15 protein-coding genes are annotated in these 22098 nt (G+C 43.3%); 7 read left to right on the top strand and 8 right to left on the bottom strand.

Annotated elements, in window-relative coordinates:
• Positions 1 to 9 precede the first annotated feature (9 nt).
• Together ubiE and AC0KVP_RS14760 are read right to left on the bottom strand one after the other, a co-directional pair.
• On the bottom strand, positions 10 to 954 hold the full coding sequence (gene ubiE / locus AC0KVP_RS14765) for a bifunctional demethylmenaquinone methyltransferase/2-methoxy-6-polyprenyl-1,4-benzoquinol methylase UbiE (RefSeq protein WP_039890287.1): 945 nt from the start codon (positions 952 to 954) through the stop codon (positions 10 to 12).
• 167 nt (positions 955 to 1121) lie between these two features.
• A complete protein-coding gene (locus tag AC0KVP_RS14760) occupies positions 1122 to 1826 on the bottom strand; it encodes a DUF8198 family protein (RefSeq protein ID WP_473337608.1) in 705 nt (234 codons plus the stop codon).
• A gap of 196 nt (positions 1827 to 2022) precedes the next feature.
• On the opposite strand from AC0KVP_RS14760, the gene pap reads away from it, so the two are divergent.
• The gene (pap, locus tag AC0KVP_RS14755) at positions 2023 to 3450 is read left to right on the top strand and encodes a polyphosphate:AMP phosphotransferase (protein WP_473337605.1); all 1428 of its coding nucleotides are present in this window, start codon (positions 2023 to 2025) and stop codon (positions 3448 to 3450) included.
• 55 nt (positions 3451 to 3505) lie between these two features.
• Here the strand turns inward: pap and AC0KVP_RS14750 are convergent, their stop codons facing one another.
• On the bottom strand, positions 3506 to 4048 hold the full coding sequence (locus AC0KVP_RS14750; protein ID WP_004692676.1) for a hypothetical protein: 543 nt from the start codon (positions 4046 to 4048) through the stop codon (positions 3506 to 3508).
• Positions 4049 to 4226: 178 nt separating this feature from the next.
• On the opposite strand from AC0KVP_RS14750, the gene AC0KVP_RS14745 reads away from it, so the two are divergent.
• The 3 genes from AC0KVP_RS14745 to recD are packed head-to-tail and all read left to right on the top strand — an operon-like array spanning position 4227 to position 13487.
• Complete coding sequence (locus AC0KVP_RS14745) at positions 4227 to 7907, top strand: exodeoxyribonuclease V subunit gamma (RefSeq protein ID WP_473337602.1); 3681 nt, start codon at positions 4227 to 4229, stop codon at positions 7905 to 7907.
• A 3-nt stretch (positions 7908 to 7910) separates the two neighbouring features.
• The gene (locus AC0KVP_RS14740; protein WP_473337599.1) at positions 7911 to 11663 is read left to right on the top strand and encodes a UvrD-helicase domain-containing protein; all 3753 of its coding nucleotides are present in this window, start codon (positions 7911 to 7913) and stop codon (positions 11661 to 11663) included.
• Between the two features lie 48 nt (positions 11664 to 11711).
• A complete protein-coding gene (gene recD / locus AC0KVP_RS14735) occupies positions 11712 to 13487 on the top strand; it encodes an exodeoxyribonuclease V subunit alpha (RefSeq protein ID WP_473340548.1) in 1776 nt (591 codons plus the stop codon).
• A 688-nt stretch (positions 13488 to 14175) separates the two neighbouring features.
• Here the strand turns inward: recD and AC0KVP_RS14730 are convergent.
• Positions 14176 to 15474, bottom strand: a complete 1299-nt coding sequence (locus AC0KVP_RS14730) for a serine hydrolase domain-containing protein (protein ID WP_473337597.1) — start codon at positions 15472 to 15474, stop codon at positions 14176 to 14178.
• A 251-nt stretch (positions 15475 to 15725) separates the two neighbouring features.
• Between AC0KVP_RS14730 and rpsO the strand changes: the two genes are divergently transcribed.
• The 3 genes from rpsO (at position 15726) to AC0KVP_RS14715 (ending at position 19721) form a co-directional block, all read left to right on the top strand.
• Positions 15726 to 15995, top strand: coding sequence for a 30S ribosomal protein S15 (rpsO, locus tag AC0KVP_RS14725; RefSeq protein ID WP_004692669.1), 270 nt, complete (start codon positions 15726 to 15728; stop codon positions 15993 to 15995).
• Positions 15996 to 16255: 260 nt separating this feature from the next.
• Complete coding sequence (gene pnp / locus AC0KVP_RS14720; protein ID WP_171057586.1) at positions 16256 to 18343, top strand: polyribonucleotide nucleotidyltransferase; 2088 nt, start codon at positions 16256 to 16258, stop codon at positions 18341 to 18343.
• 142 nt (positions 18344 to 18485) lie between these two features.
• The gene (locus AC0KVP_RS14715) at positions 18486 to 19721 is read left to right on the top strand and encodes a magnesium transporter CorA family protein (protein WP_473337594.1); all 1236 of its coding nucleotides are present in this window, start codon (positions 18486 to 18488) and stop codon (positions 19719 to 19721) included.
• 120 nt (positions 19722 to 19841) lie between these two features.
• Here AC0KVP_RS14715 and AC0KVP_RS14710 read toward each other — a convergent pair whose 3' ends face one another.
• From AC0KVP_RS14710 to AC0KVP_RS14695, 4 genes are all read right to left on the bottom strand, one after another.
• Positions 19842 to 20102, bottom strand: coding sequence for an HP1242/YdcH family protein (locus tag AC0KVP_RS14710; protein ID WP_004692664.1), 261 nt, complete (start codon positions 20100 to 20102; stop codon positions 19842 to 19844).
• Positions 20103 to 20175: 73 nt separating this feature from the next.
• Positions 20176 to 20532, bottom strand: coding sequence for a chaperone modulator CbpM (locus tag AC0KVP_RS14705; RefSeq protein ID WP_004978810.1), 357 nt, complete (start codon positions 20530 to 20532; stop codon positions 20176 to 20178).
• Positions 20533 to 20542: 10 nt separating this feature from the next.
• Positions 20543 to 21496: a DnaJ C-terminal domain-containing protein gene (locus tag AC0KVP_RS14700; protein ID WP_010325791.1), complete on the bottom strand. Its 954-nt coding sequence runs from the start codon at positions 21494 to 21496 to the stop codon at positions 20543 to 20545.
• 143 nt (positions 21497 to 21639) lie between these two features.
• Positions 21640 to 22092, bottom strand: coding sequence for a DUF2147 domain-containing protein (locus AC0KVP_RS14695; RefSeq protein WP_126038458.1), 453 nt, complete (start codon positions 22090 to 22092; stop codon positions 21640 to 21642).
• Between the last annotated feature and the right edge of the window lie 6 nt (positions 22093 to 22098).

Raw genomic sequence — 22098 nt, 5'->3', positions numbered from 1 at the left:
CGTTTAATTTTAAAGTTTAAAACCACGATGTACAGCAACGATACCACCTGTCAGGTTGTGATAGTCACAGTTTTGGAAGCCTGCATTTTCCATCATGCCTTTTAGCGTGCGTTGGTCTGGGTGCATACGAATGGACTCGGCTAAATATTTGTAGCTTTCTGAGTCATTGGCAATGATTTTGCCCATGATCGGCAGTGCAGTGAACGAGTATAGGTCGTATAGTTTTGAAAATGGTTCAAACACAGGTTTAGAGAACTCTAATACCAGTAGGCGACCACCTGGCTTAAGCACGCGGTACATCGCTGCGAGTGCAGCATCTTTATCGGTCACATTACGTAGACCAAACGAGATCGTGAGTAGGTCGAAGCTGTTGTCTTCAAATGGCTCTAGGGTTTCAGCATTGGCTAATACGAAGTCAACATTGGTACAGCCTGCATCAATTAAACGATCACGCCCCACATTCAACATCGATTCATTAATGTCTGAAAGTACCACATGACCAGTAGGGCCGACTTCACGACTAAACACTTTAGCCAAGTCGCCTGTCCCGCCAGCAATATCTAGCACGCGTTGACCACGACGTACCCCTGACATATTGATCGCAAAGCGTTTCCATAGACGGTGAATACCAAAAGACATCAAGTCATTCATAATGTCGTATTTGCTGGCAACCGAGTGGAAAACTTCCGCCACTTTTTGAGCTTTATCTTCACTGCTCACCGTCTGGTAACCAAAGTGTGTGGTATTGCCGACGTTGCCTGTGTTAGCACCGCGAGGGAGATTGTATTTGGGTACAGAACCCGTCACTGGGGTATCAGTCAACTGTTGTTGTAATGATTTTTGCTGACCTTGCGCTGTGCCTTGGGGTAATGGTTCAGTTAAAAATGGACTCACTTTGTCTGTGTTTTGTGCCGACTCTTGAGTAGCGGTAGGCGTTTGATTTTCATTCGACATGGGAGTCACTCCTAACATAGCAATAGGGTAAATGTTGCAGTGCATGCATGATGACAGATTCTAGGACGTTGTACAGTAACCATCATGCAATTGTGCTGAATAATATACAGAAAAACAGCAGAGCAAAGCTGCTGTTGGCTTATTTTTATCAAGTCATTCGTTGAAATTTACTGAAAAGGATACAAATGTCCCGCATGGACTTTATCAATAATTTGACGTTCCACCGCAGTAAAGTCTTTCACAAATTTCTCTGCTGACTTTAGCGGTTTCATGGCTAAAAAGCCATCCTGCATAAATTCATACATGACATTGAAGTTATATTTGTTAGCCGTTCCTTTACACATCTTAAAAGCGGTATAGACCATAAAAGAGCGCATGTATTTATCGAGGTTTTTACCCAATTGATCGAGTAAATACAGTTGTTTCAAGCGTTCTTCGCCTTGTTCTAGTTTTAAGTAGGCTTGGCGCATCAAATCATCGGTTAAGGTTTCATAAGGATGGTGATCTTTCAGTAATTGCATTGCCACTTGTTCATCCAGTCGCACCGCCAAAATCGCCAATTCAACCCCAGAGGTACCCGTTTTAATAGCATTTTCAGGAATTAATTTCTCCGCTTTATGCGCATATTTGCTCAAGCGCGCAATTTGTCCTGCCAAAGCGTCAAAATCTGGGCCACCATATAAACGGTTGATAAAATACTCGGCCATCAAGAGGTTTTGTTTTTCTGCGAAAGCACGGTTATGTGTGCGCTGCATCCGTTGTTTTTGCCAGACTTGCACATCTTGTAAACGTTGGAAGAGCACCGAATCTTGATGATAATGCAATTGGTAATACTGTTCTAAAAGCTCATCGAGGGCGGCGAGTTTGGACATTTGCTGTCTCAGTTCTATTTAAAGATAGCTAAATCTTAGTGCGTGATGACGGAACTCGCTATGACAAAGTGACAAAAAAACTATTTATTTGTGGTCAGTTTGATGTAGAAGTAGTCAAAAGATGCATGTGAAAATCATCTAGATCATCATTTTTTAGGATCTAGTGATCTGATTAAATAGAAAAAAGGAGGGGGCAATGGATACAGAAACGATCGCCAGTGCAGTGCTGAACGAAGAACAGCTTTCACTGGACTTAATTGAAGCGCAATATGCGTTGATGAATACCCGTGATCAGAGCAATGCAAAAAGTTTGGTGATTTTGGTCAGTGGAATTGAACTTGCGGGTAAAGGCGAAGCGGTGAAGCAGCTGCGCGAATGGGTCGATCCGCGTTTTTTATATGTCAAAGCCGATCCACCGCACCTGTTTAATCTAAAAGAACCGTTTTGGCAGCCCTATACCCGATTTGTTCCTGCCGAAGGGCAAATTATGGTGTGGTTTGGTAATTGGTATGGGGACTTGTTGGCAACGGCTATGCATGCTTCTAAACCTTTAGATGACACTTTGTTTGATGAATACATCAGCAATATGCGGGCCTTTGAGCAGGACTTAAAAAATAACAACGTAGATGTCTTAAAAGTTTGGTTCGATTTGTCGTGGAAGTCTTTGCAAAAGCGTCTGGATGATATGGACCCGAGCGAAGTGCATTGGCATAAGTTGCATGGGCTAGACTGGCGCAATAAAAAACAATATGACACTTTGCAAAAACTACGTACGCGTTTTACCGACGATTGGCAAATCATTGATGGTGAAGATGAAGATTTACGTAATCATAATTTTGCACAAGCGATTTTAACGGCACTACGACACTGTCCAGAGCATGAAAAAAAGGCCGCATTAAAGTGGCAGCAAGCGCCGATACCAGATATTCTGATTCAGTTTGAAGCCCCTCAAGCTGAGGATGCAAACTATAAAGCAGAGTTAAAAAAACTCACCAAACAAGTGGCCGATGCCATCCGCTGTGATGACCGTAAAGTGGTGATCGCTTTTGAAGGTATGGATGCTGCGGGTAAAGGGGGGGCGATTAAGCGCATTGTGAAAAAGCTCGACCCGCGAGAATATGAAATTCATACCATTGCCGCACCTGAAAAGTATGAGTTACGCCGTCCTTACCAGTGGCGTTTTTGGAGTAAGTTGCAGTCGGATGACATCACTATTTTTGATCGGACGTGGTATGGACGCGTTTTGGTAGAACGGGTAGAAGGCTTCGCAACCGAGGTGGAGTGGCAACGCGCTTATGCGGAAATCAATCGTTTTGAAAAAAATCTCAGCAACAGTCAAACCGTATTGATTAAGTTTTGGCTGGCGATTGATAAAGATGAACAAGCAGCGCGTTTTAAAGCCCGCGAAAGTACTCCGCATAAACGCTTTAAAATTACCGAAGAAGATTGGCGCAATCGCGACAAATGGGATGACTATTTAAAGGCAGCCGCGGATATGTTTGCACATACCGATACAGGCTATGCGCCTTGGTATATTATTTCCACCAATGATAAACAACAGGCCCGAATTGAAGTCTTAAGGGCAATTTTAAAACAGCTCAAAGCGGATCGCGACACAGATTAAAAAACTTAAAAAAAACGGTCATTTGACCGTTTTTTATAGAGACAGATTTAGTTCTTTAACTTAAGGGAATTTGGGTCACTGGCGCTGCAACAGGAACACCTTGTTCAGCGGCTTGTTTTAGTTGAATGCCTTTGGCGAGCTTATACGACTCTTCCACATGGGTTTCCGCAATTTTTTTCATCACGACATACCCCAAGCTAGCCGCAATCATCTGTCCACCAAGAGGAATGAATTTGGTGACTTGTTTGGTGATGTATTTGGCTGCCATGTTATTGAGGGATTTCTTCACGGCTGTACGTGCCACCACCAGTCCAGAGAACTCCACGCCACGTTTACGCAGTTCTGACCAATGGATTTGCTTGGTTTCTGGGTCGTAGACACTGACTTGCTCAGGGGTTAAACCAAAGCGGGCGTTAATTTCGGGAATCAACTGCGACAATATGCCCACATCAATCACCACATCGAGGAAGGGGACTGGAATAACCGCAGCACCTGCGGAAAAATAGGCGCGCTTTTTGACTAAGTCCAAACATTCTTCGCGGATTTGTTCTAAATTTAAAGAGGGATCAATTTTTTCTGGAATATGCTCTAATTTCATCTTCTAAACCCTAAAATATCCTGATTCACATTGATTCTAGTTTTGCTTAAAGTGCGTATTTTAAAGCAAATTTTAAATAGAAATATGTCATCAAAGTGACATAGACAGAACCAGAAGTATAGTCAATAATCTGTGTGCTTTTGTAGATTTTTCATAAGACGGTCATTTGAGGGGAAACATGGCAATACACGTAATACAAAGTCAGCGTATTGATGTTCTATTGCAAGCCATGCAAAAAACCGTCTTTAAACCGGCCAAAAATGCCTTTCAAGTGCTGCGAGCACAGCACTTTATTGTACCTTCACCTGCGGTTGAGGCGTGGCTAACACAAAAGTTGGCGGAACAGCAGGGCATCAGTGCCAACACGCAGTTTCATCATCGTATTCGTGGTTTTCAATGGTCGGCTTATCAGTGGGTTTTGGTCGATCAAAAAGATGAGGTTCGTAAAGCCAATATTCCGCGATTGATTATTAAATGGCGTGTCTTTCAAGCCTTAAAAGAATTTATACAAGCCGAGCTGAATCCTTTAGAGGTTGCTCATCCGCTTTTTTCGATTATTCAGCGGATCTATGCCAGTGCCGACCGTTTGCAACAAGGCATCGATAAACAGCTCAAAAAACAAAGCATGCTGTACTGGGTCGCGGAGCAGGTTTCACGGTTGTTTAGTTTTTATATGGACTATCGTGGGCATTGCACCAAAGGCTGTCCAGCGCAAAATTGCCGTTGCCAGACGAATTGGTTACAAGCGTGGGGTAAAAACCAGTCGCTCGATTTGGAGCAGATGTTCTTTAAAACCCATCAAGAAATCAGTACTTTTCAGCTTAATCAAGCGCATGAATTGGAAGCATGGCAGCGTTGGCTCTGGCAAGTGGTATTCCATGCTGACTTTGAACAAATTCAGCGTATTGATACTGCATTTTGGAACTTACTCGATCAAGCTGAGACCCGAGATGCTGCACTTAAAAAGTTGCCTGCGCAGTTGGTGGTATTTACGGTTTTAGATTTACCGCCAAAGCAATTGGAGTTTTTACATCGATTGGGGCAATACCTCGATATCTTTATTTTTCACTATAACCCTTCACAAGAATACTGGGCAGACAGTGTCGATCCCAACTGGAAAGCGCGTTATGACGCACGGGTAAAGCAGCGTTTTATTGAAAAAAATCCCAATGCCAATGATGCAGAGATTCAGCAGTTTTTTGATGAGTTTACCCTCAATTTTAATGCAGAAACCCGAGAGTCTCGCCATCCTTTACTGACCCGATTTGGTAAACAGGCACGCGATCATTTCTCTTTACTTTCCAGCCTTTCTTCAGGTGAGGATGGCGTATGGGCCGATGTCTTTGTTGATGAATATCCAGAAACTTTACTTGGTAAAATTCAGTCTGATGTCCTGTATTTGGTAGAACCTACGCAGCATCAGTATGCCTTGGCTGAACAGGATGATTCAATACAGATTCATGTTTGTCATTCCAGCCTCAGACAGCTTGAAGTCCTCAAAGATCAACTGACGCATTGGTTGGCTCAGGGCACGGCTGAAGCACCACGACGTCCAAGTGATATTTTGGTGTTGACGCCCAGTTTGACTGAGTTAGAACCTTTTATTCGCAGTGTTTTTGCACCTCCTCCGCATGAGCGTGAGGCCTTGCAAAAGGGCCACCAACTGAGTAAAGACAGTATTTATCTGCCGATTAAGCTAGCTGGCGTGAATCAACTCGATGCCTTAAATGCATGGCGTGCTGTGTTGGGACGGATGGTCTTGGTGCGGGGGCGTTTCAGTATTGAGGACTTTGCCGATTGGCTCAGTTTAAATGCAACGCAGCAACGTTATGGCTTAGACATGAATATGATCGAGCGCATGACGGAGCTTTTGATCAACGCGGGCTTTAAGCGAGGATTGGATGCTGAACATTTAAAACGCAGTTTGGCCGAAGGGGATGATGACTATCGTTATAGTCTGAAGTTTGCCTTAGATCGTTTGGCTTTAGGCGTCGCTGTACCAGAACATGTGCTGTTTCATGAGACCTTGAGCTATGCCCAAGTCCAGTCGAGTGATTTTGAGCTGATTGGTGTTTTGATTGAAATTTATCAGGATTTCAAACACCGCTCCGAGTGGATGATCGCGCATGAAATTGGACAACGGACGACTGCGGAAACTTGGCTGAATCGTTTGATGGAGGATATTCGCGAGTTTGAAGCTGCGGGTGTTGAGTCTTTGATTGCAGTGTATAAGATGGTCAAAAAACAAGAACGTATGCTGACCTTGGCGAGTTTCTATGATGAACACGATCATCATGCACTGCGCAGTTTAAGTTTACCTTTGCCTTATATATTAGAAGAAATCCAAAAGACCTTAGAAGCGCAACTGGATTATGCAGAACCGACAGGGCAGATCACATTTAGTCAAATTGGTCAGATTCGACCTGTGCCGTATAAGTTGATCGTGATGTTGGGCTTGGACAGTGGCAAGTTTCCCAACCGCAGTGCGCATTTGCCTTTTGACCTGATGGATTTACTGAAGCCACAACTGGGGGATCGTTCCCGTTTGGAAGATGATCAAGGGGCTTTTCTAGATGCATTGTTGTTGGCACAAGAGAACTTATGGTTATTTTATAATGGCTTTGATATCAGCGATGGTGAAGTCCGTGATCCGTCTACAGTGTTGCAAGAATTGATTCAGCATATGGACTTTATTGTTCAACCTGACACACAGACCAAGAGTGCCAATGCAACGGTTGATCAGCATGGTGTGGCTGTCCCTGCACAGTTGGCATCGTTGTATCATGTCCATCCTTTATTGCCTTTTGATCCGCGCGGTTTTGAGTCTGAGCACAGTATTCGTTTTCAAGACCAATGGTTTCAAGTCGCGAAACAATTGCAACATGCATCGGGGCAACGGAGCAGTTGGGTTAACACGCCTTATCCAAAATTAGAGCAAGACATTCAAGTTCTTGACAGTCAGCAGTGGATTCAGGACATCACTTTCCCTGCAAGGCTGTACCTCAAGACTTTAGGCGTGGAAAACTTAAAACCAGAAGAGATTCCTGCAACGCAAGAACCGTTACTGCTCGATGGTTTAGGACGTTATGCCATTCGTCATTTTTTACAACAGCATGAAGCGGAAGCAGATGCCAATCTTTTGATGGATCAACTGCCGATTGGTAAAGTCCAGGATGGGGTCTGGCAAATGAGCGTGCTTGAACAGCAGCGCTTGCTGGCACGTTTACAACGTTATGCACCTGAGGCCACAGCCACGACCCAACAAGTCTGGAAGGTGAGTGAGCATTTACAGATCAATGTTACTTTAGCCAAATTCAGTGCTGAAAAATGGGTTAGTGTAGAAGCATCCAGTGCCAGAGCAAAGCGTCGTGCCAAAGTTTGGTTGGAGTATTTACTGTGGCTGGCTTATGTCAATTTGGGTGAGGGCGGACAGCAATATCAACGTATCGTGGTATTTAGTGACCGAACCATTTTATGTACTGGCGTGAGTTCAAATCAGGCGCGTGAATGGCTTAAACCTTGGTTGAAAGCATGGGAGTATGCACAAACTCAGCCCTTAGTTTTACCTGCGGCCTTGTTACTAAAAATTGCAGAGAAAGATAAAACCCATGAATGGCAACTGAATGATCAGGAACAGATGGTGATTGCGGACATGGACGCTATTTATAAAGTGTGGGAAGAAGATGGTCGCTTTAGTGGTTTTTCAATGACTGAAAATGAAGCCAATAAAGCACACCGCGACTGGCAGTTTATTCTACAAGAGCAGGATGCCAAAGCATTACTTGCCCATGCCTGTGAGCAGTTTTCCTATGAACTATATCATCCGATTTTTTTGCATCAGCAAAGCCTTGAGGACTAAGTCATGACAGCCCAGTCTCAGGTCTCTACATCGAACATGTCTTATCAACCCATTGCCGATATGAGCTTTCAGGGCTTGCATTGGATTGAAGCTTCAGCAGGCACAGGTAAGACTTTTACTTTATCCAGTTTGATGGTACGCATTTTTCTTGGAGCCTATTTGCCGAATCAGGTTATTGCAACCACCTTCACCCGTGCTGCTGCTGCTGAACTGAAAAGTCGCGTTCGGGCACGTTTGATTGAAACTTTACGTTATTTTGAAGGTTGTCAAAGTCTGACTGAGCGAGAAATACAGGCCAAAATAGCTGTCGAACAAGATCCGCTTTTTATCAAGGTGCTCACAGACTATGCCCAGCGAGTCGGTTTTGCCCAAGAGCGTTTGAAGTTGGTGATTGATCAGTTAGATGAGCTGTTCGTCGGCACACTTGACAGTTTTAGTCAAAAGTTACTGCGTGAGTTTTCTTTTGAAAGTGGCAAAATTGAGCGTGCAGATATTACCGATGATGCGCAGAGTTATACTCAGCAGCTCATTCATGATGTATTACGTGAGTGGATTCAGGCGCAGCCACAGCCTGTGGTGAATTATTTACTGTTAAAACAAAAATTAAAAACCGAACAGGCTTATGTGCCGATTGTCGAAAATAGTTTGAACTTTGCATCGGCACAGTTTCAACAGGTAGAAAAACCTGTACTTGATTTGACGCAATTTGAGCAGGCCATTGATCAATTTACCGCGCTGGATGTGGCGCAGATTGAAAGCTTGAAAGACTATTATGCCCCTGAGGGGCAGTACCATGCAGTGCTGGGGAAAAAATGGCGCACTGATGCCTTGATGCAACGCATTCTATGTCAGGACTTACCTGCTTTTTTGATGGCACTGAAAGAGCAACGGGCTTATGCTTTATTCGCGCCACATTTTGAAAAAACCTTAAAATACCTGACTGACCTCGCAACGAAAAAAGTCTTAAACAAATGTGCTGTAGATGTATTGGAACAGTTTGAGCAGCATCCTGTGTGGCGGCAGGTCCGCAGTTTCTTAGATGCGTTGGCAGAGCTAGAGCTCAATTTGGATGTGCTAGATGCGTATTTAAAATATCACTTAAGTTCTGAGGTGAAAAAGCGATTACCACAAGTCTTGCAGCAAAAGAGTGAAACGACTTTTGCCCAGCAAATCCGTACCTTGTCAGAAGCCTTACAGGGCGAACAAGGCCGGCGCTTTGCCCAGTTTGTACAAGCACGCTATCCACTCATTCTAGTGGATGAGTTTCAAGACACCAACCAAGACCAAGATGATATGTTGGCGCGGATTTGGCGTGATGCACAGCGTTATCATCAAGGCTGTATGATTATGGTCGGTGACCCGAAACAAGCCATTTATGGCTTTCGTGGGGGGGACATGCTAACGTATAACAAGGCACGTTTAGATGTTTTGGCAAAGCAAGGTCGGCAGTATAGTTTGAAATATAATCATCGTTCTGTGCAAAAGTTGGTACAGGTGGTGGATGCTTTATTTCAACGCCAACAGGACTTTGGTGAGCAGGTCTATTACCAACCTGTAGAAGCAGGGACTCGACCACATCCTGCTTTGGTCGATGCACAGGGTGAAAACCATGTACCGCTGCGCTGGCTGCTACTTGAAGATAAAAAAAATGAAGCTCAACAAGTGGCATGGAAAATTCGTGATTTAATCAACCAAGGCATTCAACAGCAACTCTATGTGGCAGATGATCCGCTACAGTTTATAGGGGCAGATGATATCGCGGTGTTGTCGAAAAACCATGATGGCTTGGACAAAGTTCAGTTTGAACTAGAGCGTTTGGGAATTTTGGTCAACCGTCCGTCTAAACGCAGTGTGTTTGAAAGTCAGGTCGCGAAAGATGTCGGTGCGTTATTGACCGCAATGATGCATCCTTTTGATGAAGCCAAAGTTCGCCGTGCGCTTTTGAGCCGGCTGTTGGCGATTGATTTAAAACAGTTACTAGAACTGGAAAAGCAAGCCAACGGTTTAAGCCAGTTTATGGCAGATTTTGATGACATCCGCGACATGTGGATCAATAAAGGCTTTTTAAGTGCATGGCAGTACGCTTTAAACCTCTTTAAAGTGTGGAAAAACTTGGTGGCTTACCAAAGCCGAGACAACGAACGGACTGTGGTCAATCTACGGCATTTGACTGAGTTGTTGAGCCAACATAGTGAGCAGTTCCAAGGTGCGCAGAAACTGTATCATTGGTATCTCAAACAGTTACATTTGCCTGCGGAACGTGAGTGGGAGTTGGAACGTAAACTCTCCAATGCCACAGGCGTACAGCTGATGACCATTCATCAGTCCAAAGGTCTAGAGTTTAAAATTGTGTTCTTGCTGGGTGCCGACAAAGACTTTAAGGAAATGAATAAAACCTTAAACTTTTCAACGCTGGAGCAGATCAATCCGACGACAGGGCAGAGCGAGTTACAGCGCATCGTAGCGGTAAATGATGCCAACCTGTTAGACCCAGCCGCGATTGATCAACACAATGAGCGAGCCGAAGCAGAACAGCATCGCTTATGGTACGTCGCACTGACCCGCGCCAGCCACCGCGTGTATGCCTTACTGCAAGATCAGGAATATAAATCAAATACGGCATTGGCATTTTGGCGTGGCCAAGCAGGTAATCTGTTTGAACATCCTGCCAGTGGTAATGAGGAGCTGCTGACTGAAAAGCCGATCCGTTTACAACCAGCCAAGCAGCAAGAGATCATTCAACTGCAAGCTTTGGCTTTTCCTGAACAGCGTTTTTATCCACGTTCTAAAACCAGTTTTAGTGCATTGGCACAGCATTTGAGTCGTAAAGAGGCAATGGATGCCTTAGCAGTTTTGAGTGAGACAGTGGGCAGTGCGGATGACGAGATGAATCATCCTGTGCTTGAGGATGTGGAGCTGAGTCAGCCTTTGGCTTGGATTAAACGGCAGTTCCCAATGGGGACGACTGCGGGAACCTTTCTGCACGAAATTTTCGAGCATATTGACTTTCAGGACTCGGGTGACTGGGGACTGGAAATTCATCGTCGTTTTAAAAATGATAGTCCCTTACTGTGGCAAGAGTTATTGGGCAAATATCAAAACGAGTTTGGACAGGATGATGAAACTCAATTGGTGCAGTGGATGCAAGCGTGGTTAGCAGATGTACTAGAAACACCTTTACATGACAGCTTTCAATTGAAGAAACTTAAAGCCGATGAACACTTGGCTGAGTTTCCTTTTTATTTGTCATTGTCCGATCATGTGCTGGCGATTAAACGCATACAGGCATTATTTCAAGAATACGGCATTGATCTGCTCGACTTAAATGAAGCTAATTCTGCTCGTTATCTGACCGGTTCGATTGACTTGGTTTATTTTGATGGTCAGCGTTATCACATTGCCGATTATAAAAGTAACTTCTTAGGGGCGGATCAGCAGAGCTACAATCATGACGCAATCCAATTGAATATGTCACATGCCAGTTATTGGTTGCAGGCGGGCTTGTATTTGGTGGCTTTGCATCGTTATTTAACAGTGAATTTGTTGGACTATGACATTGAAAAACATCTTGGACAGGCGAGTTATCTTTATTTGAGAGGGATGAATGGGCAGCCCAATCAAGGCGTATTAAGTTGGCGTGCTAGCCCAGAGTTTATTTTAAGACTAGATGCGATTTTGGGTTATTTTGCTGAGGATACTTCTACTGAAAATCATGTAGGCAAAACTTCTAAATTAAGTGAAATTAGTCACCCATAAACAAACAATTAAGCTGTGGATAACTTTGAGGATAACCGTGTGGAAAATATGTGTAAAGCCACTATTGATCAGGCTGTCGAGATAGATACATGGTTAACGCGTTGGAGTCAGTTTATTCAGCAGTCACCGCTGAGTCAAACAGGGCTCACCGAAGCACGTAGTGAAGTGATTCAACAGGTCCTTGAAGCCATGCAGCGCGGTGAGAGTTGTATTTCAGTTTCAACTGAAGCTGTTACTGTCTTAAATGATTTGGTGATGGATGAACAGCAGGTACAGCAGCAAAAAGCGCCGTTTGTCTATGATCAGGGCCATTTATATTTGTATCGTTATTGGGCTTTAGAGCAGTCTTTGGCTGAGCAAGTGGCGCGGTTAAAACTGCAAAATTTAACGCAAGTGGATATTTCAGTTTATGCACATTTGCTTGAAGACCCCTATCAAAAGCAAGCCTTGACGATGGTGGCTGAGCAGTCGCTCGCGATCATTACAGGTGGTCCGGGCACAGGGAAAACCTATACCTTGGCACGGATTATTGCGGTGCTCAAGCAAAGTTTACCTGATATTCGTATTGCGATGGCTGCACCGACGGGTAAGGCAGCGCAGCGGATGAAAGAAGCGCTTCAGAACTCTTTTCAGGATGAAAAGTTACAAGACTTAGTTAGCCCAGATTTGAAAAACTTAAACCCTGTGACGCTACATCGACTTTTGGGTTTAGGGAATACGCAGCAGCCGCGTTTTCATAGCAGACAACCTTTACCTTATGATGTGATTGTCGTTGATGAAGCATCCATGCTGGATTTAAATTTGGCACAGATGCTCTTTGCTGCCATGCCGAATCAAGCTCGTTTGATTTTATTGGGAGATGCCGATCAGTTGGCTTCGGTCGATGTCGGCTCTGTACTCGCTGATCTACAACAGGTTCCAGCTTTGGCTGAAAATAGAGTCAATTTGGTCAATAGCCGTCGTTTCAAATCAGATGCACGGATTGGAAAGTTGGCACAATTTATTCAACAGCAGCCGTGTTTTGACTTAACGACGCATCCTGCCGAAAAACAGAGCGTATTGCATACTTTTCAACAGCAAGTGGTAAATGCCACGACGTTGAAGGCGGTTGAGTTGGATCAGGTCAAGGTCGATTATCTACAACTCGAATTGTTGCCTGAGCAGGCTTTATCTGCGGAGCAGTTGCAGCATTATTATGATCTGCTGATGCTTGGCTTTCAGGGCTATGTCGAGGCTTTAAAGCAATATCAGCAAAATCCTAATGAGTCTCTTGTACCCAAAGTGATTCATCATTTTGATGATTACCGTATTTTAGCCGCCATACGTCACGGCCATTTCGGCTTAAAACAGCTCAATCTGCAAATCGAGCAGCGCCTATTAGAACAGTCAAAACAAATTAAACAAGGCGAATGGTACTTGGGCCGTCCAGTGATGATGACCTATAACGACTATCAGTTGGGTTTGTCGAATGGCGATATTGGCCTGTGTTTACATCGTATACAACAAGGTAAATTGCAGTTTGAGGTGTATTTCCCTAGTCTGGATAAATGGGTAGTCGCGACACGGTTACCCAAAAATATTGAAACGGCTTTTGCGCTGACTATTCACAAATCTCAAGGCTCTGAGTTCACCCATACCGCGGCGGTGTTAGATCGGCAGGCTGAAAAATTACTCAGTAAAGAGTTGATTTATACCGCAATTACGCGGGCGAAAAAAGTTGTCAGTTTACTGGTCGATGCCGATGCATTCGTACATGCTATGGTGACTCGAACTACCCGAGAAAGTGGTCTATCAAGAAAAATTAATCAACAAATTCAATTGTGAAGATTTAATAAACAAATATGGGCTTTGTACGAAATGGCTTACAGGGATTCAGGAGATTTGCGCATAGAGCTTTGCTGAGGATTTTGAGAAGATGGCTTCACATAAAGAGCTCAACACGGAATGTTGAGTATAATCGCAAAAAGATAATAATAACGTCAGTAGACAGCGAACTTACAGTGAAGTAGGTGAAAGAGGAAACTTACAGCCGCTAAGCCTTGTAGTTTTGGGAGAGACTACAAGGCTTTTTTATATCTGCTGGATTGGCATAATATGACAAAAAATAGCCAATCATTTATCGGAACACAAATACATTAATATATGAAATGTCGAATAGATATTGGTGCAATATATTGTGGTTTGTAATTCTTAGTTTTTGTTTTAAGCATTTGTTTTTTATTACTTTAAATTTTTATTGTTGAGTTTTAGAATGTACTTTAGGTTCAATTGTGGAGAAATTGAGAGTTTAATGTAAGCAATCGCTTACATAGAGACGAGCAAAATGCGACTTTTCTCTTCAGCTCTGTGTGGCAAAATATGTCACATAAGGACGTAAATAATTAAACATGGAATGTTTAATAGAAGACGCGGGAAAGCGCATTATTATAATGATAACCAAAACAACAAGAACAAAAATAAAAGAACACTACAGCGCAAAAAAGCCCAAGTTTACTTGGGCTTTTTTTTATGCTCAGACTAAATCTGTTTCGCTTCGATCGGTTGCAAATAAGGAGCGACGTTGGTGCTTTAAGATTTTGGGACAATGCTTTGAGATTTGATAAAGCGTTTTCGCTAAAGCCGGTAAGTGGGTCCCGACGACAGACTTTCCTGTGGTTAACAGCGATACACTAATATCACGTTCTGGATCGGCCCAGCAGAGAATATTGGAAAACCCGAGATGTCCAAAGGCTTGCCCAGTCATGGGTCCAAATAACCCAATAGGATTGCTACCTAACATTGGGCCTAAGGCATAACGCATCGGAACTAATAATGTCCGATCTAAACTGACTCCTGATGTGGCCAATGTCGAGCGAAATACCGTTTGGGCACTCATGATTTGTTTGCCTTGGTATTCGCCACCACTCAAGAGCATTTCAAAGAAACGTCCAGCTTGTTCCGCACTGGTATAAATGTTGCCCGCTGGGCAAATCGTGTCCATAAAGCGCGCATCATTGGTCACATCGACGGCCAACTGTAAACCACCGCCCAGTACCCGATTGAGATAATGATCTGTGCCTAAACGTGGATGTAGACCTGTGGCATAGTTTAAAGCGACATCCGCTCGATACTCAGGTTTTAGTCCATAGTTAAAGTAATCTAAGCCCATGGGTTTTTCGATATTTTCGGCAAGAAATTCACGGGCCGTTTGACCTGTTACCCGCTTGATAATTTCCCCTAAAATATAACCTGACGTCACGGCGTGATACGCCAGATGTGTGCCCGAAGCTGAAACGGGTTGTGCCGCATAAAGACGTTCTAAAATTTGATCTTGATTAAACAACAGTTCAGGCGTGACTTTACTGTCAATGCGAGGAATGCCACCACGATGAGCGAGCAAATGGAAAATGGTGGCACGACGTTTACCGTTTACGCCATATTCGGGAATATAGTGGCTAATCGGATCGAGTAAATTTAGAACGCCGCGTTCATCCAACATATGAATCAGCATGGCTGTGACTATTTTAGAGGCGGAAAATAAGCAAACTGGGGTATCGGGTGTGCCAATTTTCGCATCTGCCGCTAAACCATCGGGTGAATTACCTTGCGCATAACCAATGCTGCGATTTAACAATATTTGTCCCTGACGACGTAAACAGAGACTGATGAAAGGGTAGTTTCCTGTTTTATATAGGGACTCTACACTGGCCCAAATGCTTTGAATTTGCGCGTCATTCATGCCCCCCAAGGTAGCGGAGACCTCATCCTTAGAACGAATCACGTGGTTGAGGTCATGCGGGACGTAACAGGTATTGGCAGATAAAATTTTCACAAATTTCTCTCTATTTTTCGTTTTTATTGGATTTGAGTCTGATACTGAAAATCAGAATTGTCATTATTGTGCATGATTTGTGCAAAGCCGTCAGTTGCCGAATTGACTGCGAACATAAAACATTTTTGCAATATAGCGCTAGATCCCTTAAAATAATGCCTTGCTGTAGTGATGCACGGCAGTCAACTTGGTTTTGAAGAATCAATTTGATTTGTATCAAATGTAACTTATAAGCATCTCGGAGAAATCGAATGGCTTTAACAAACGCAGATCGCGCAGAGATCATTGCTAAATTTGCTCGCGCTGAAAACGACACTGGTTCACCAGAAGTTCAAGTAGCTCTTTTAACTGCTCAAATCAATGATTTACAAGGTCACTTCAAAGAGCACAAACACGACCACCATAGCCGTCGCGGTCTTATCCGTATGGTTAACCAACGTCGTAAGCTTCTTGATTACCTTAAAGGTAAAGACGCTACTCGTTACAGCGACTTGATTGCTGCTTTAGGTTTACGTCGTTAATTCGATTAAACTTTTATTTTCGGACTATCGCATTTTGAATGCTTTATTACTGAAAAAGAAAGTCTACCTTGCTTCTGTGAGGTAATGGGGAAGGGGCGAATGTTTCGCTCCTTCTTTGTGTCTTAAAATCATATTTTTAGTCTCTGGTGAGGTCGGCTTCTAAGCTTTGTCATTTATACAGTTGCCTGAAATGGCGATGTGAATGCCAAACCTTAGGGGTCTCCACTAGAATAAAAATCAGGAAAGAAAAATACATGTCTATGTTTAATATTATTCGTAAAGAATTCCAATATGGTCAACACACGGTTGTTTTAGAAACTGGTCGTGTTGCTCGTCAAGCAAACACTGTTGTGATCACGATGGGTGGTGTACAGGTTCTTGTTGCAATCGTTGCTCAACCAAAAGCAAAAGCAGGCCAAGACTTCTTCCCGTTGACTGTTAACTACCAAGAAAAACAATATGCTGCAGGTCGTATCCCAGGTGGTTACGGTAAGCGTGAAGGTCGTCAGTCTGAAGCTGAAACTTTAATTTCACGTCTTATTGACCGTCCAATCCGCCCATTGTTCCCAGAAGGTTTCTACAACGAAATCCAAGTAACAGCGACTGTTATTTCTTCTGACAAAACCATGGAAGGCGATATCGCTGCAATGTTGGGTGCTTCTGCTGCAATGTCAATTGCTGGTGTTCCATTTGCAGGCCCAATCGCAGGCGCACGTGTTGGTTTAATCAACGGTGAATACATCCTTAACCCAACTTTAGAACAGCTTAAAGAATCTGATCTTGACCTTGTGGTTGCAGGTACTGAAGCTGCTGTATTGATGGTTGAATCTGAAGCGAAAGAGCTTTCTGAAGACCAAATGTTAGGCGCTGTACTTTTCGGTCATGACGAAATGCAAATCGCAATTCAAGCGATTAAAGAATTTGCTGCTGCTGCGGGTGCGGTTGAATCAACTTGGGTTGCGCCAGTTAAAAATGAAGAACTTCTTGGTAAATTGAAAGAAGCATTTGAAGCGAAAATCTCTGAAGCATACACAATTGCTGTTAAGCAAGACCGTTATGCAGCATTAGATGCGCTTCACGCTGAAGCTGTTGCTCAGTTTGTTCCTGAAGAAGATGAAACTGGTATTGCTGCTGAAGTTGACGAATTATTCGAAGATTTGAAATACCGTACGGTACGTGACAACATCTTGTCTGGTAAACCACGTATTGATGGTCGTGACACGAAAACTGTTCGTGCCATTGATGTTCAAGTGGGCGTATTAGGCCGTGCACACGGTTCTGCATTGTTCACACGTGGTGAAACTCAAGCATTGGTAACTACCACTTTAGGTAATACCCGTGATGCGTTGATGGTTGATACCCTAGCTGGTACTAAAACTGACAACTTCATGTTGCACTACAACTTCCCTGCATACTCTGTCGGTGAAACGGGTCGTGAATCTGGTCCTAAGCGTCGTGAAATCGGTCATGGTCGTTTGGCACGTCGTGGTGTTCAAGCAGTTCTTCCTGCGGCTGATCGCTTCCCGTATGTAATTCGTATCGTATCAGATATTACTGAATCAAACGGTTCATCTTCAATGGCTTCTGTATGTGGTGCTTCATTATCACTTATGGATGCAGGTGTTCCACTTAAAGCACCAGTTGCAGGTATTGCAATGGGTCTAGTTAAAGAAGGTGAGCGTTTCGCTGTTCTTTCTGACATCTTGGGTGACGAAGATCACTTAGGTGACATGGACTTTAAAGTAGCTGGTTCTGCGAACGGTATTACTGCACTTCAAATGGATATCAAGATTGAAGGTATCACTGAAGAGATTATGGAAGCGGCATTGAACCAAGCGTATGCAGGCCGTATGCATATCTTGAATGAAATGAACCAAGTGATTTCACGCGCTCGTCCTGAAATTTCAATGCATGCGCCTACATTCCAAGTGATCAACATCAACCCAGACAAGATCCGTGACGTGATTGGTAAAGGTGGTGCGACGATTCGTGCTATTACTGAAGAAACCAAAGCGGCTATTGATATTGAAGACAACGGTACTGTTCGTGTGTTTGGTGAAACGAAAGCTGCTGCTGCTGCTGCGGTTGCAAAAATCCAAGCACTTACTGCTGAAATTGAACCAGGTACAATTTACGTCGGTAAAGTCATTCGTATCGTTGAATTCGGTGCGTTTGTAAACATCCTTCCAGGTACTGATGGCTTACTTCACATTTCACAAATCTCGAACGAGCGTATTGCAAACGTGGCAGATGTGTTGAAAGAAGGTCAAGAAATTAAGGTACAAGTTGCGGATGTAGACAACCGTGGTCGTATCAAATTGACGATGAAAGACATCGAACAAGTTTAATCTCTTGTCAATTCACATGGTATTTACCATGTGAATTGAGTTGTCTTAGAAAAGCCTTGAGCTTGGCCAATTTAAACTTTGGCTTGCTCAGGGCTTTTTTTATGGCATCATGCTGGCTAAGACAGACAATAATAAATGAGATATGCAAAGCTATTATTTCTATCAACATCCCACCGCACAGCATACCTATGTGCAGAAACAGCCAATTGCAGAGCAGGAAGCCGAGTTTATTTGGGTGGAGTGTAGCCGTGACGATGTGGTTAATCGGGCAGAACATTGGCAGCAGGACATTTATGCGGCAACGGGACTGTGGGTGAATGAATATCATCTGCGTGACATTCTAAATTTAGAACATCCTTGTGCCTTTGACACTTTGGAAGATTATGACTTGCTGATCTTTCGTAAGCTGATCACACCTGATGATCAAATCAAGCTTGATACTCAAGCGGCTGAAAAACATGAACGGGTTTTCGGTCTGGCGACGACCCCGATTAGCTTTATGCTCACGCCGCAAGTCTTGATTACGGTTAGAGAGCAGGGCAATAAAGAAGTTGAAAGCTATATTCAGCGTATGGAAACGGTGTTGAGCCGTCCGATTGAAGAACATAATAAACCACGAAAATTACCCGCAACGCCTTTAGATTTGACCTTGAGGCTGCTCAATAATATGGTAGATGGTTATCTTGATTTACGTGTGCCGCTGACACGTCGAGTGGAGTTTTGGCAGCAAGAGCTTTTACAAGGCCATCGTCGTTTTACCAAGTGGCATCAACTGTTGCAAGAGAATATGGCTTTCCAACAAGTGGAAAATTTGTGCGAAGAACAAATCGAGACTTTGCAGGAATTACGCGATGAAATTGTCGATAATTATTCGCACTTGAAAGGGAAAAAGCGTAGCGAAAAACAAGACATCATGCTGGTACGTGTCGATGATTTAACCAGTCATATTGAACGTATTCAAAAGCATACCATTCGCTTGAGAAATGCAGTGCAAGCAGCTATCGATCTACATTTTTCTGCCATAGCCAATCAAACCAATGAAAACATGCGGATTTTAGCCATTATTACCGCGATTTTTGCACCACTGACCTTACTGACAGGGGTGTATGGTATGAACTTTGAGTTTATTCCGGGGCTGAAGTCTCCCACAGGGTTTTGGATCATGTTGGGCATCATGTTAATGACGACATTGATTCTGCTGTATTATTTTTATAGACGTCATTTGGTCGGGCGTGGCGAAAAAAGTGTCATTGATATGTTGGCACAACAGCATGCGGACCAACATATGAATTTGTTTTGGTTTATCGATTATGAGCCGATCAAGCAAACCGTGAAGGGCACCATCAAAGATTTAGAGAAAATCACCAAATTAAAATAATTCGGTGATTTTCCGCATAGACCATTAAAGCAAATGGGCTTTAAGGTGTTTCTTTATATGCTGACGCTATCCTTGTTCAATTTATTATTCGGATATGTGGGCGTCGCAGGGAGATTTAATTTAAGAGGTTTTTAACTGGGCTCCTTTTAAAATCCGGTAAAGCTGATCTTTAATGAACAGCTTTTTGCGTTTGAGGGGCTCAATCTCTCCACGATGAATCCTGACAGGGTCTTGTTCGAGTAAACAAATTTCCTGATCGAGAGCTTCATGGTCGTCAAACATTTTAGAAAAATGCGGATTGTCTTCTCTAAGCTGTTGAATCATGTCTCGGTATTCAGGAAACATGAGCTTAGTCTTTTTATTACAAACTTTGAGTTTCATGGTTGCCGTCTAATCCTCTTATTCAAAAATAAAAAAAAGAAAGAAAGGCACGCGCCAATCTTTCTTTATAGAACTAGTGTTGAGTCGTTTGAACTGGGTCAGTGAGATGTAAATGTTTTACTTCACGACGAAGTTTTTGAACTTCCTCAATCAAATCCAGCATCATTGCGACTGCAGTAAAGCTGGCATCAAAGTCACGTTGTAAGCGATAGGCTCGTCGTGCACGTGAGACATCATCACCAAAAAATTGGTGAATGCGGTTATCGGGTCGGTTAGGCAGAATGTCATATTCCAACAGCTGTAAAACCCATTCAGGACTTTGTCCGCAGGCTTCAGCAAAATGCTTTAAGTCAAAGCTATGTTGTTCATCAACAATTTCAGCGTGTCGACATCCGTCTAAAATAATTTCACGATATTGAATAGTCGTCATAATTTTCTCCTTAAGACTGACGCGGCTTAAAGTGAGGGAAGGCTTCAGCAAAGGCTTGGTAGGCTTGCTGTTCTTGCTCACTCTGCGCAGGAGGTTGAACAATGTTTAAAATTAAATATAAATGTCCTGCCGTTTTGGCTGGAATCCCCTGATCTTTTAAACGGAGTTGCTGCCCCGTTTTGGCATTTTTCGGAATTTGAATTTGTAATGTCCGACCATTGGGTAGCGCGGCGGTGATGCTTTGCCCCAAAGCAGCTTCCCAAGGACTGATATTCAGTTGGTGATAGACATCAACTCCTTCAATGCGTGTGGTCTCCGTATCTTTGTAATAAATTTCGATATACAGGTCGCCATTTTCACCACCCTGAATACCTGACTGTCCTTGACCACTTAAGCGAATTTGTTGCCCTTCTTTCATGCCTTTGGGAATTTTAACTTCCAGCGTTTTGCGCTGAATTTCCGCTTCACCATAGGCATTTAAAGTAGGAATTTGTAAGGTAATAGTTTGGGTGGTACCGTGGAACCCAACCTCAAGATCGACCTCTAAACGCGCATGTTGGTCTTCGCCTTTATGGCGAGTGCTATTTTGGCGTTGATATTGATAGTTTGATCCTCCAAAACCTGAACCAAAACGGCCAAATAAGTCTTCAAACCCTGAAAAATCATGTGCCTGTTGCCCGCCTTGGGCGTTCCGAAATGCATCTTCAAAACCGCCAAAGCCTGCATTGGGGTTGAATTGCTGTGAGCCTTGTGGATGATCGAGTTCAAAGTCATATTCAGCTTTTTTTGTTTCATTACTTAAGGTGTCGTAGGCGACATTTAATTCTTGCATCCGTGCCTCAGCATCAGGCTCCTTACTGACATCGGGATGATACTTACGTGCCAATTTTCGATAGGCTTTTTTAATTTGTTCGGCGGTCGCATCTCGCGTTAAACCGAGTATTTCATAATGGTTCTTCGGCATAAATAAGATTAAATAAATTGATTAAGTTTTAATCATTATTCAGCCTTTCAGCAGATTTCAACAGTAAAGATATGTTCCTTATTGTTTCAAAACATAACAAGAAAAAAGCCCCGATGAAAGGGGCTTTGATGGATGAGGAATACTTAATATTTGACCCATGTGATGTTGCGCCCACCGCCATTTTCGGTCGACGTTCCTCGAATTCGTAAGTGCTTACCATTGTTGCTGAGTCGTGCATACGCATCATAACGTAGCCCTGTGAAAGGGTCGAGGAACTGTCCATGGCTATAGGTCGAATCTTTGGCATTGTCTAACTGCAAATGGCTGAGCGTTGTCATGCCGACGATGGGCTGATTTTTATTGACCCCATCACACTTGCTACAGTTTTCTATTTTTACCGCACCTGGAATTTCACGCGTACTTACGATGACTGCTTTATAGCTATTGTTTTTGTCTTTTTCAATCATGACGTCACTGAGAGAGTATCCTGTTTTATCATCGATAGTTTTCCATTTGCCGACCAAGGGATCGGTGGCTGCAAAACTGGAGAAGGCGCATAAACTGCTGAGTACGAAAAGACTGCAAGAAAATTTCATGATGAT

It is taken from the genome of Acinetobacter sp. DL27 (genome assembly GCF_055810995.1).
Note: the sequence above shows the minus strand (reverse complement) of the source record. Positions and strands in the feature narration are given on the sequence as shown.